Raw genomic sequence first — 12,494 nt, forward strand, 5'->3', positions numbered from 1 at the left:
CGCGCCGCTTCCGGGAGGGGCGCGCGCGGCCATGGAGACACAAAAAGATGAGTCAAGCGATCGAAGTGAAGGTGCCGGATATCGGCGATTACAAGGACGTGCCCGTCATCGAGGTGCTCGTGAAGGTGGGTGACACGGTCGAGCCCGAGCAGTCGCTCGTCACGCTCGAGTCGGACAAGGCGACGATGGACGTCCCGAGCCCGGCAGCCGGCACGGTCAAGGAAGTGAAGATCAAGGTGGGCGATTCCGTGTCGGAAGGCTCGCTGATCATCCTGCTCGACGGCGCCGCCGCGGCGCAGGTGAACGGCGCGGCCGCGCCGGCTCCGGCGGCAGCGCTGGCACCGGCTGCAGCCGCTTCGGCTGCCGCTCCTGCTGCATCGGGCGGCACGCTCGAGGTGAAGGTGCCCGATATCGGCGACTACAAGGACGTCCCGGTGATCGAGATCGGCGTGAAGGTCGGCGACACGGTCGAGAAGGAGCAGTCGCTCGTCACGCTCGAGTCGGACAAGGCGACGATGGACGTGCCGAGCCCGGCCGCCGGCGTCGTGAAGGAAATCAAGGTCAAGGTGGGCGATTCGGTGTCGGAAGGCACGCTGATCGTGCTGCTCGACGCCGCCGGCGCACCGGCTGCCGCCGCGCCGCAGGCGAGCGCACCGGCTCCGGCCGCTGCTGCCCCGGCACCGGCCCCCGCCGCCGCACCGGCACCGGTGCAGGCTGCGCCGGCTCCGGCTGCTGCCGCGCCGGCCGCTGCGCCGTCGGGCGAATATCGCGCGAGCCACGCATCGCCGTCGGTGCGCAAGTTCGCACGCGAACTCGGCGTTGACGTCGCACGCGTGCAGGGTACCGGCCCGAAGGGCCGCATCACGAAGGAAGACGTCACCGGCTTCGTGAAGGGCGTGATGACGGGCCAGCGCGCAGCGCCGGCCGCGGCAGCCGCGCCGGCAGGCGGCGGCGAGCTGAACCTGCTGCCGTGGCCGAAGGTCGACTTCTCGAAGTTCGGCCCGTTCGAGGCGAAGCCGCTGTCGCGCATCAAGAAGATCTCGGGCGCGAACCTGCATCGCAACTGGGTGATGATCCCGCACGTCACGAACAACGACGAAGCGGACATCACCGAGCTCGAAGCGCTGCGCGTGCAGCTGAACAAGGAGCACGAGAAGGCGGGCGTGAAGTTCACGATGCTCGCGTTCGTGATCAAGGCGGTCGTCGCCGCGCTGAAGAAGTTCCCGACCTTCAACGCGAGCCTCGACGGCGACAACCTGGTGTTCAAGCAGTACTACCACGTCGGTTTCGCCGCCGACACGCCGAACGGCCTCGTCGTGCCGGTGATCCGCGACGCGGACAAGAAGGGCCTCGTCGACATCGCGAAGGAAATGGCCGAGCTGTCGAAGGCCGCGCGCGACGGCAAGCTGAAGCCGGACCAGATGCAGGGCGGCTGCTTCTCGATCTCGTCGCTCGGCGGGATCGGCGGCACGAACTTCACGCCGATCATCAACGCGCCGGAAGTGGCGATCCTCGGGTTGTCGCGCGGCCAGATGAAGCCGGTGTGGGACGGCAAGCAGTTCGTGCCGCGGCTCACGCTGCCGCTGTCGCTGTCGTATGACCATCGCGTCATCGATGGTGCGGAAGCCGCGCGGTTCAATGCGTATCTCGGCGCGTTGCTTGCCGATTTCCGTCGCATCATTCTTTGATGAGCGTGGGAGTGGCTCGCGGGGGCGCGGGGTCGATGTCGGTGATCCTCGCCCTGTCGTTGAACCTGTTTCGCTAACGGTTTGCTAGCGTCGCCCCTGCGCGGGGCGGCGGTCACTTTTCTTTGTCTTCCAAAGAAAAGTAACCAAAAGAAAAGCGCGTCCTTGGGCGGACGGCAAAGGTGGTCCTGCCCGGGTTCGCGTTCTTTTGCCAGGCCGTAGTCGGTTCTTGCGCGAGTTTCTCCCCCTCTGTCTGCAGCTAATCAAGAAGGGGACAGTAATGAGTCTCATCGAAGTCAAGGTTCCGGATATCGGCGATTTCAGCGGCGTCGATGTCATCGAAGTCAACGTGAAGCCGGGCGACGTGATCGAAAAAGAGCAAACGCTCATCACGCTCGAATCGGACAAGGCCTCCATGGAAGTGCCCAGCGACGTCGCCGGCACGGTCAAGGAAATCAAGGTCAAGGCCGGCGAGAAAGTCTCGCAAGGCACGGTCATCGCCATCGTCGAAGCCTCGGCAGGCGCAGCCGCACCCGCGAAAGCACCGGAACCGGCAAAGCCCGCAGCGGCTGCACCGGCACCGGCCGCCGCTCCGGCGCCCGCGCCGCAAGCCGGCAGCTACGGCGGCGCCGCCGACATCGAGTGCGACATGCTCGTGCTCGGCGCCGGCCCCGGCGGCTACTCGGCCGCGTTCCGCGCTGCCGACCTCGGCATGAAGACGGTGCTGGTCGAACGCTACTCGACGCTCGGCGGCGTGTGCCTGAACGTCGGCTGCATCCCGTCGAAGGCGCTGCTGCACACGGCACTCGTCGTCGAGGAAGCGGAAGCGCTCGCGGCGCACGGCATCTCGTTCGGCAAGCCGCAGGTCGACCTCGACAAGCTGCGCGACTTCAAGGGCGGCGTCGTCAAGAAACTGACGACGGGCCTCGCCGGCATGGCGAAGGCGCGCAAGGTCGAAGTGGTCACCGGCGTCGGCGCGTTCGTCGATCCGTATCACATGGAAGTGCAGGGCGAGAACGGCAAGAAGGTCGTCAAGTTCAAGCAGGCGATCATCGCGGCCGGCTCGCAGGCAGTGAAGCTGCCGTTCATGCCGGAAGACCCGCGCGTCGTCGATTCGACGGGCGCTCTCGAATTGCGTCAGCTGCCCAAGCGCATGCTGGTGATCGGCGGCGGCATCATCGGCCTCGAAATGGCGACGGTGTACTCGACGCTCGGCACCGAGATCGACGTCGTCGAAATGATGGACGGCCTGATGATGGGCGCGGACCGCGATCTCGTGAAGGTCTGGGAAAAGTACAACGCGAAGCGCTTCGGCAACGTCATGCTGAAGACCAAGACGGTCGGCGCGGAAGCGAAGGAAGACGGCATCTACGTGAAGTTCGAGGGCGAGAAGGCGCCGGCGGAAGCGCAGCGCTACGACCTCGTGCTCGTCGCGGTGGGCCGCAGCCCGAACGGCAAGAAGATCGGTGCCGACAAGGCTGGCGTCGCGGTCACCGACCGCGGCTTCATCGACGTCGACAAGCAGATGCGCACGAATGTCCCGCACATCTTCGCGATCGGCGACGTCGTCGGCCAGCCGATGCTCGCGCACAAGGCCGTGCATGAAGGCCACGTCGCAGCGGAAGCCGCGCACGGCGAGAAGGCGTACTTCGACGCACTGCAGATCCCGTCGGTTGCCTATACGGATCCGGAGGTGGCCTGGGCCGGCAAGACGGAAGACCAGTGCAAGGCCGAAGGCATCAAGTACGGCAAGGCCGTGTTCCCGTGGGCCGCATCGGGCCGCGCGATCGCGAACGGCCGCGACGAAGGCTTCACGAAGCTGATCTTCGACGAGGAAACCCATCGCGTGATCGGCGGCGGCATCGTCGGCCTGAACGCGGGCGACCTGATCAGCGAAGTGTGTCTCGCCGTCGAGATGGGCGCGGACGCGGAAGACATCGGCAAGACGATCCATCCGCACCCGACGCTCGGCGAATCGGTCGGCATGGCCGCCGAACTGTACGAAGGCGTCTGTACGGACCTGCCGCCGCAACGCAAGAAGTAACGCAGCCGGCACGGCCGGCCATGTGCCGGCCACGAAAAACGCCGCCGCCCGGGACCCCCGGACGGCGGCGTTTTCTTTTGTCCACGGCCGATGGCAACCCGCCGCCCGTGTCGCGCCGGCGTACCGGCGACGACCGGACGCATGGAGGTTCCCGCGCCGGAAACGAAAAAGCCGCGCAGTGCGCGGCTTTTTCAGGAGCAGGGGACGCTTACGCGGCCGGCTTGCTCGAACGGCGCGATGCAGCAGCGCTCGCAGCCTTCGTCGCGACAGCGGCAGCCGCGTTGAAGTTCGTTTCGGCGATCTCGACGGCTTGCTTGGCAGCCTTCTGGACCGTTTCGTACGTCGTGTTCGCGGCGTTCAGTGCCGACTTCAGTGCGGCGACAGCCGTTTCCGAACCGGCCGGGGCGTTCTTTGCGACGTTGTCGACGAGCGCCTGGACCTTCTTGTTCTGCTCTTCGAATTGCGCTTCGGCAACCTTCGCGAACTCGGCTTGCGTCGACGACGCGATTTCATACAGGTGACGGCTGTACGACAGCACCTTTTCCGCGACCGGCTGCGACAGGCTCGCTTGCAGCGCGATCAGTTCCTGTGCGTCCTTCACCGACAGCAGGCGCTGCGCGTTTTCCTGGCTTTCCGTCAGCGTCGACTTCACGACCTGCAGGTTGAGTTCGATCAGCTTTTCGACGCCTTCGAACGCCTTGGTCGTCAGACCGAACAGGCTTTCGAGGTTGGCTTTCTGGGCGGCGGCGATTTGCTCGGGGGTCAGCAAGGACATGTCAAGCTCCTGAAAAGCGATCGCGTCGATCGCAGGGGTAGAGGGCACTACGCTGGGGAACCTCGGATCCGCGTGCTTTGTGCAACGCAGCAATGAGTCGTATTTTAGGGCAGAGAAAAGTCTTGTCAAGCACTTTTTGTGCGTTGCACAATCGCGACAAATTATCGATAAAACAACGAGTTATCGTGACCGATTCGGAATCGGTTTCAGACGTGTTCCCACATGGTGCGCACTTGGCCGGGGCAGGCGTGGCGCACCATGATCATGCACAGGTAAACCTGACAGGCGTGTGGAACGTTATGCTTCTGTTCCTGTCGAAAAGCGCGCCGTTTCAATGCGCGTGCCGTGGCGACGTGCCGCCGCCGCGGTCGAGACCGGTGCCGCTGGCACGCCGAGCGCCGGATACGTACTTTCCCCGCTTTAAATCGTCGCCGAAGTGACGTTATCTCAATTAACCGTGTGGTAATCGGGAGACGGGTACTGTCGGGCAGCGCATCCCATGAATTTTTCCGATGGGAGCGGGAGGGTTGATCGATTCATTATTGGTCGACCCTTACATTCCGGTTTAACGACGATCGGTAAGTGCCTAATATTGCTCTTTTTTTCAGCTTTAACTACACTTGCGGAAACTCCCGCCCGCTTTGTCCAGACCCCAATGAAAGCCGAATCGTTTTCACCGCGCAGATTGTTGCAGAGCATGACGCTCGGCACGGCTGTGTCGGTCGCCGTCGCCTTGCTGGCGACCGCCGCGTCCGTCGCGCCCGCTGACGCCTTTGCCGCCACTGCGAAGACCCACCAGGCCGCCAAGAAAGCCGCTTCCACTTCTTCCGCGAAGAAGAAGACGGTGAAGGCCGCCTCCGCGAAATCCGCCAACGTCGCGTCGGACGATGCGCCGCGCGCGAAGGCATCGCGCAAGCGCGCGACGCTCGCGTCGAACGTGCACGGCCACCACGGCGCGGTGCGCAAGGTTGCGTTCCAGCCGCGTCGCCCGACGGTCGGCCAGGCATTCGGCCTGCACGACACGCCGGACGCGCTCGCGCTGCGCTCGAGCGTCGCGTACGTCGTCGACCAGAACACCGGCGAGCCGCTGTTCGACAAGAATTCGCACGCCGTCGTGCCGATCGCGTCGATCTCGAAGCTGATGACCGCGATGGTCGTGCTCGACTCGAAGTCGCCGATGACCGACCAGATCGAAGTCACCGACGAAGACCGCGACTACGAGAAGGGCACGGGTTCGCGCCTGTCGGTCGGCTCGGTGCTGTCGCGCGAGGACATGCTGCACATCGCGCTGATGGCGTCGGAAAACCGCGCGGCCGCCGCGCTGTCGCGTTACTACGCGGGCGGCCGTCCGGCGTTCATCGCCGCGATGAACGCGAAGGCGAAGTCGCTCGGCATGAACGACACCCATTTCGAGAATTCGACGGGTCTGTCGAGCTCGAACGTGTCGAGTGCGCGCGACCTCGTGAAGATGGTCAATGCGGCGTACCAGTACCCGATGATTCGTCAGTTCTCGACCGACCGTACGTACGACGTCAATACGGGCAAGCGGAACCTGGTCTACAACAGCACGAACGCGCTGATCCGCGGCAACGGCTCGTGGGACATCGGCCTGCAGAAGACGGGCTTCATCAACGAGGCGGGCGAATGTCTCGTGATGCAGGCGACGATCCATGGTCGGCCGATGGTGATGGTGCTGCTGGATTCGTTCGGCAAGTATTCGCGCTTCGCCGACGCGGCGCGCCTGCGCAACTGGCTCGACGCCGGCGGCGGCGAGCGCCTGACGGCTGCCAATACGGCGAACGGCGGCACCTGATCGCGCCGCGGCGGTTCGCCGCCGTGCCGATCGCCGCAAAGAAAAAGCCCCGCAATCGCGCGGGGCTTTTTTTCGTCCGGCCGCTGTAACGCGGGTGACGCGGCTCATGCGTGCCGTTGCAACCCGTCGGTGTCCTTCGCGGGCGCGGGGCGGTAGCCGAGCGATTCCGAGATGGTCAGGGCGGTGCGGCTCAACTGGCCGAGCCACGCATCCTGCAGGCGGTCGGCCGGTGCCGACAGCGACAGGCCCGCGACGAGCTTGCCCGAGTCGTCGTAGATGCCGGCCGCGATGCAGCGCACGCCCAGTTCCAGCTCCTCGTTGTCGCGCGCGCACGATTGCTGGCGCACGAGCGTCAGCTCGCGCTCGAGCTTCGCGATGTCGGTAATGCTGTTCTGCGTATGGCCGGACAGCCCGGTGCGCGTCGCATACGCGCGTACGCGCGACGTTTCGTCGACCGCGAGAAACAGCTTGCCGACCGACGTCAGGTGCAGCGGCGCGCGGCCGCCGATCGCGCGGACGACCTGCATCCCCGAGCGCTCCGAATACGCGCGCTCGATATAGACGATTTCATCGCCCTGGCGGACCGACAGGTTGACGGTCTGGCCGGTCAGGCGGTGCAGCTCGCGCATCGGCATCAGGGCCGCGTCACGTACCGACAGGCGTGCCTTCACGAGGTTGCCGAGCTCCAGCAGCCGCATGCCGAGCCGGTAGGTGCCGGGATCGGAGCGGTCGACCAGGCGGCAGGTCACCATGTCGTTGAGGATACGGTGCGCGGTCGACGGATGCAGTTCGGTGCGCTGCGCAAGCTCCTTCAGGCTGACGGGGTCGCTGTGCGCGGCAAGCGCGTCCAGCAACCGCATCATGCGTTCGATCACCTGGATCGACGTTTTGGAATCCGGGGTGGGTTGGCTCATGTCGGGGGAGCATCGGTTGACGCGGCAAGCGGTGTTGCGTCGATTGTATCTCGTATCGTGAAAAAAGCGAACGCCGTTCGAGGAAGTCCTCGTTTCCGGTCGCGCGCACTTGCGCACGTGCCGGCGTTGGTCTTGCCGGCCAAACGGCGGATAATGAGAGCCGTTTTCTCGAAGGAGCGCGTATGCGAGTCGGTTTGTTCGTGACCTGCCTGGTCGACCTGATGCGTCCGGAAATCGGTTTTTCCGCGCTGAAACTGATTCGCGATGCCGGCTACGAGGTGTTCGTGCCGCCCGCGCAAACCTGCTGCGGCCAGCCGGCCTACAACTCGGGCGACCGTGCGCTCGCGCGCGACCTCGCGGAAAAGACGCTGCGCGAGTTCGAGCAGTTCGACTACGTCGTCGCGCCGTCGGGCTCGTGCGGCGGCATGATCCGCGCGCACTACGGCGACCTGTTTCGCGACGATCCCGAGCTGATGGGACGCTACACGCGCTTCCAGCAGAAAGTCTATGAACTGACCGATTTCCTCGCAAACGTCGCGAAGGTGACGCTCGCGCCCGGCGAATTCGCGGGTCCCGTCACCTATCACGATTCGTGCTCGGGCCTGCGCGAGCTTGGCGTGAAGGCGCAGCCGCGCGCGCTGCTCGCGCAGCGCGGCGTGGCCGTTACCGAGATGAAGGACTGCGAGCACTGCTGCGGCTTCGGTGGCACGTTCGCGGTCAAGTACGGCGACATTTCGGCGGCCATCGCGGACGAGAAATGCGCGAACGTGCGCGCGTCCGGCGCGGGCGCCGTCGTGCTCGGCGATCTCGGCTGCATGCTGAACATCGAAGGGCGGTTGCGCCGCACGGGCGACCGCGACACGCGCGTGCTGCACGTCGCGCAGGTGCTGGCGGGCGACGTCTGACGCCCGGTTCCGCTCACTTTTCCCCGATACCGCGATGCAAGTCCAATCGATGCATTTCAAGGCGCGTGCCGGCCAGAAGCTGGCCGACCAGCGTCTGCAGCAGAACCTGAAGAAGCTGTCGACGAAGTTCGTGTCCGCGCGCGCCGACGCGATGACCGCGATCGACTTCCCGGCGACGCGCGCCGCGCTGAAGGCGCGCCGCAACCGTGCGCTGGAGAACCTCGACGTGTGGCTCGAGGCGTTCGAGCGCGAGGCGGCGCGGCGCGGCACGACGGTGCTGTTCGCGGAAACGACCGCGGACGCCGCGCGGCTCGTCGCCGACATCGCGCGCCGGCACGACGTGAAGAAGGTCATCAAGACGAAGTCGATGGTGTCCGAGGAAATGCGCCTGAACGCGGTGCTCGCCGAGATGGGCGTGCAGTCGATCGAGACGGACCTCGGCGAATACATCCTGCAGATCAACGACAACGAGCCGCCGAGCCACATCATTGCGCCCGTCGTGCACAAGGACAAGGACGAGATTGCCGACCTGTTCGCGCGCACGCATCACCGCGAGCGGCTGACCGAGATTCCCGACATGACGCGCGAGGCACGCGAGGTGCTGCGCCCGCATTTCATGTCGGCCGACATGGGGGTGACGGGCGGCAACTTCGTGATCGCCGAGACGGGCTCGGTCGCGATCGTCACGAACGAAGGCAACGAAGGGATGTGCACGGTGATGCCGCGCGTGCACGTCGCGGTGACGGGCATCGAGAAGGTGCTGCCGACGCTCGAGGATCTCGCGACCGCAATGCGTCTGCTGCCGCGTTCGGCGACCGGGCAAAAGACCTCGAACTACTTCTCGCTGCTCACCGGGCCGCGCGGCCCCGGCGACGAGGACAGCCCGGAACACAACTACGTGGTGCTCGTCGACGGCGGCCGCACGGGCCTGATCGGCGGCGAATTCCAGGAGATGCTGCGCTGCATCCGTTGCGGCGCGTGCATGAACCATTGCCCGGTGTACCAGAAGGTCGGCGGGCATGCGTACGGGTGGGTCTATCCGGGGCCGATGGGGTCGGTGCTGACGCCGAGCTACGTGGGGATCGACCGAGCGCTCGACCTGCCGCAGGCCGCGACGCTGTGCGGCGAATGCGACAGCGTGTGCCCGGCCGGGATCCCGCTGTCGCACCTGCTGCGCACGCTGCGCGAGAAACAGGTCGAGCGGCACCTGCGGCCGTGGCGCGAGCGCGCCGCACTCGCCGCATGGGGCTTTTTCGCGCGCCGGCCGGTGCTTTACGCGCTGACGACCAAGCTCGCGGTGCGCATCCTCGAGCGGCTGGGCGGCAGCGGCGGCACGCTGCGGCGCTTGCCGATGATGGGCGGCTGGATGGACACGCGCGACATGCCGACGCCGACGGGCCGCACGTTCCGCGAACTGTACGCGGCATCGCAAAGCCACCTCGGCTGACGACTGTTCATCGGGCGGCAACAGTGCGTTCGCTATTCATGTATTTATCTCGATAGATGCGGTCTATAGAATCTCGTCTGTAGTCCCCGGAATTGGGTTTCGGGGAATGAGGTCAAGGAGCCGCATCATGAGAAAGACAATATCGATGTACTGGCCGCTGGCAATCGTCGTCCCGCTCGCCGCGGTCGCTTATCTGCACGCGATGGCCGACGCGCCGTCGCGCGGCCCGATCGCCGTTCATCAGGCATCGGCCGAACTCGCGCGCGCGGTGTCGTTCGGGCTGGTCGGCGACGCGGCGAAACCGTTGCCGGCCGCATCGGGCGACGTCGCGCTCGCCGCACCCAAGGCGCTGTAAGGCACGCCGCCGTCGCTTCGCGCGGCGGCGCGATTCCGGGCGCCTTTGTATAATGGCGCGTTCTTCTCCCACGCGGTTCGCCGCGGCTTTCCGATAGTGCGATGACCCGCGTTGCGATCTGTTTCGTCTGTCTCGGCAATATCTGCCGTTCGCCCACGGCGGAAGGCGTGATGCGCCACCAGGTGGACGCGGCCGGGCTGGCCGACCGGATCGCGATCGACTCGGCCGGCACGGGCGACTGGCACGTCGGCGAGCCGCCCGACGCGCGCGCCCAGGCGGCGGCCCGCACCCGCGGCTATGAGCTGTCCGCGCTGCGGGCGCGGCAGGTGGGTGCGGCGGATTTCGAGCGGTTCGACCTGCTGCTGGCGATGGACGAAGCCAATCTCGCGGAGTTGCGGCGGCGTTGCCCGCCCGAGCATCGCGACAAGGTGCGCCTCCTGATGGAATTCGCCCCGGGCGCGACCGAGACCGAAGTGGCCGATCCTTATTTCGGCGGCGCGCAGGGCTTCGAACAGGTGCTCGACCAGGTCGAGCGCGCGTGCGCGGGCCTGCTGGACACGCTCCGGAGCCGCACCGCACGCTGATCGCGGCGGGGTATTCAGCGGTCTGCGAATACCCTGTCGCGGACATGGATACTTGACTAAAATCGTCAAATATTTATACTTGACCAAAATCGTCAAGATTGCAGTCCCCTAGACACCATGAGACTCACCACCAAAGGCCGTTTCGCCGTCACGGCGATGATTGACTTGGCACTGCGCCAGGAGCAGGGCCCGGTGACGCTTGCAGGCATCAGCCAGCGCCAGCGGATTTCGCTCTCGTATCTCGAACAGCTGTTCGGCAAGCTGCGCAGGCATGAAATCGTCGAATCCGTGCGCGGCCCGGGCGGCGGCTACAACCTCGCGCGTCGCGCGCAGGACGTCACCGTCGCCGACATCATCATCGCGGTCGACGAACCGCTCGACGCCACGCAGTGCGGCGGCAAAGGCACGTGCGACGGCTCGAAGCAGCCCGACGGCCATTGCATGACGCACGAGCTGTGGTCGACCCTGAACCAGAAGATGGTCGAATACCTCGATTCGGTCTCGCTGCAGGATCTCGTCGATCAGCAGCGCGCACGCGAGGGCGCACCCGCGGTGCTGCGCGATCGGCGCGCGCCGGAGCCCGCCGCGGCGCCGGCCGAACCGGTGCGCACGATGCCGCTCGGTCCCAATTCGGTGTTCAACATCGCGAGTTCGTGAGCGCGAGCGCGCCGCACACCCCGCACACCACATTACGCACATAGTCCCTGCACAGAATACCCGGAGCGACAGATGACCCAAGAGACTCTCCACCTGCCCATCTACATGGATTACAGCGCGACGACGCCGGTTGATCCGCGCGTGGTCGACAAGATGGTGCCGTACCTGCGCGAGCAGTTCGGCAACCCGGCGTCGCGCAGCCACGCGTACGGCTGGGACGCGGAACGCGCGGTCGAGGAAGCGCGCGAGCAGGTGGCCGCGCTCGTGAACGCGGATCCGCGCGAGATCATCTGGACGTCCGGCGCAACGGAATCGGACAACCTCGCGATCAAGGGTGCCGCGAACTTCTACAAGGGCAAGGGCAAGCACATCATCACGGTGAAGACCGAGCACAAGGCCGTGCTCGACACCTGCCGCGAGCTCGAGCGCGACGGCTTCGAAGTCACCTATCTCGACGTGAAGGAAGACGGCCTGATCGACCTCGACGTGTTCAAGGCCGCGCTGCGCCCGGACACGATCCTCGTGTCGGTGATGCACGTGAACAACGAGATCGGCGTGATCCAGGACATCGAGACGATCGGCGAGATCTGCCGCGAGAAGGGCATCGTGTTCCACGTCGACGCCGCGCAGTCGACCGGCAAGGTCGAGATCGACCTCGCGAAGCTGAAGGTCGACCTGATGTCGTTCTCGGCGCACAAGACCTACGGCCCGAAGGGCATCGGCGCGCTGTACGTGCGCCGCAAGCCGCGCGTGCGCATCGAAGCGCAGATGCACGGCGGCGGCCACGAGCGCGGAATGCGCTCGGGCACGCTGGCGCCGCACCAGATCGTCGGCATGGGCGAAGCGTTCCGCATCGCGCGCGAAGAAATGGCGACCGAGAACGAGCGCATCCGCATGCTGCGCGACAAGCTGCTGCGCGGCCTGTCGCAGATCGAGGAAACGTATGTGAACGGCGACATGGAGCACCGTGTCCCGCACAACCTGAACATCAGCTTCAACTTCGTCGAAGGCGAGTCGCTGATCATGGCGATCAAGGACGTCGCGGTGTCGTCGGGCTCCGCGTGCACGTCGGCGTCGCTGGAGCCGTCGTATGTGCTGCGTGCACTCGGCCGCAACGACGAACTCGCGCACAGCTCGATCCGCTTCACGGTCGGCCGCTTCACGACGGAGCAGGACGTCGACTTCGTGATCGCACTGCTGAACGGCAAGATCGCGAAGCTGCGCGAACTGTCGCCGCTCTGGGAAATGCACCAGGAAGGCATCGATCTGTCGACGATCGAATGGGCCGCACACTGAACACGCATTGAATACATTC

Annotated in this window: 11 protein-coding genes; 9 read left to right on the forward strand and 2 right to left on the reverse strand. The window is 65.6% G+C overall.

All coding sequences use genetic code 11. The annotated features are described in order from the left end of the window. The first annotated feature begins 47 nt into the window (after window positions 1–47). Together aceF and lpdA are read left to right on the forward strand one after the other, a co-directional pair. The gene (gene aceF / locus U5771_RS16195) at window positions 48–1,688 is read left to right on the forward strand and encodes a dihydrolipoyllysine-residue acetyltransferase (protein ID WP_322024909.1); all 1,641 of its coding nucleotides are present in this window, start codon (window positions 48–50) and stop codon (window positions 1,686–1,688) included. A gap of 277 nt (window positions 1,689–1,965) precedes the next feature. Continuing rightward, window positions 1,966–3,729: a dihydrolipoyl dehydrogenase gene (lpdA, locus tag U5771_RS16200; protein WP_322024910.1), complete on the forward strand. Its 1,764-nt coding sequence runs from the start codon at window positions 1,966–1,968 to the stop codon at window positions 3,727–3,729. Window positions 3,730–3,937: 208 nt separating this feature from the next. Here the strand turns inward: lpdA and U5771_RS16205 are convergent, their stop codons facing one another. Next, window positions 3,938–4,504, reverse strand: a complete 567-nt coding sequence (locus U5771_RS16205; RefSeq protein WP_044848197.1) for a phasin family protein — start codon at window positions 4,502–4,504, stop codon at window positions 3,938–3,940. Window positions 4,505–5,159: 655 nt separating this feature from the next. Here U5771_RS16205 and pbpG point away from each other — a divergent pair. Continuing rightward, window positions 5,160–6,317, forward strand: coding sequence for a D-alanyl-D-alanine endopeptidase (gene pbpG, locus U5771_RS16210; protein WP_322024911.1), 1,158 nt, complete (start codon window positions 5,160–5,162; stop codon window positions 6,315–6,317). A gap of 104 nt (window positions 6,318–6,421) precedes the next feature. Here pbpG and U5771_RS16215 read toward each other — a convergent pair whose 3' ends face one another. Next, window positions 6,422–7,231, reverse strand: coding sequence for an IclR family transcriptional regulator (locus tag U5771_RS16215; protein WP_322024912.1), 810 nt, complete (start codon window positions 7,229–7,231; stop codon window positions 6,422–6,424). Window positions 7,232–7,413: 182 nt separating this feature from the next. Between U5771_RS16215 and U5771_RS16220 the strand changes: the two genes are divergently transcribed. The 6 genes from U5771_RS16220 (at window position 7,414) to U5771_RS16245 (ending at window position 12,475) form a co-directional block, all read left to right on the forward strand. Then, window positions 7,414–8,136, forward strand: a complete 723-nt coding sequence (locus tag U5771_RS16220; RefSeq protein WP_322024913.1) for a (Fe-S)-binding protein — start codon at window positions 7,414–7,416, stop codon at window positions 8,134–8,136. A 34-nt stretch (window positions 8,137–8,170) separates the two neighbouring features. Further along, window positions 8,171–9,583, forward strand: a complete 1,413-nt coding sequence (locus U5771_RS16225; protein ID WP_322024914.1) for a lactate utilization protein B — start codon at window positions 8,171–8,173, stop codon at window positions 9,581–9,583. 127 nt (window positions 9,584–9,710) lie between these two features. Further along, window positions 9,711–9,938, forward strand: a complete 228-nt coding sequence (locus U5771_RS16230) for a hypothetical protein (RefSeq protein ID WP_322024915.1) — start codon at window positions 9,711–9,713, stop codon at window positions 9,936–9,938. Between the two features lie 101 nt (window positions 9,939–10,039). Then, complete coding sequence (locus U5771_RS16235) at window positions 10,040–10,522, forward strand: low molecular weight protein-tyrosine-phosphatase (protein WP_322024916.1); 483 nt, start codon at window positions 10,040–10,042, stop codon at window positions 10,520–10,522. Window positions 10,523–10,639: 117 nt separating this feature from the next. Then, entirely contained in the window at window positions 10,640–11,179 is a 540-nt protein-coding gene (iscR, locus tag U5771_RS16240) for a Fe-S cluster assembly transcriptional regulator IscR (protein ID WP_006760276.1), read from the forward strand. Window positions 11,180–11,251: 72 nt separating this feature from the next. Further along, on the forward strand, window positions 11,252–12,475 hold the full coding sequence (locus tag U5771_RS16245) for an IscS subfamily cysteine desulfurase (protein WP_322024917.1): 1,224 nt from the start codon (window positions 11,252–11,254) through the stop codon (window positions 12,473–12,475). Window positions 12,476–12,494: the final 19 nt, after the last annotated feature.

It is taken from the genome of Burkholderia sp. BCC1977 (assembly GCF_905339595.1).
Classification (GTDB): domain Bacteria; phylum Pseudomonadota; class Gammaproteobacteria; order Burkholderiales; family Burkholderiaceae; genus Burkholderia.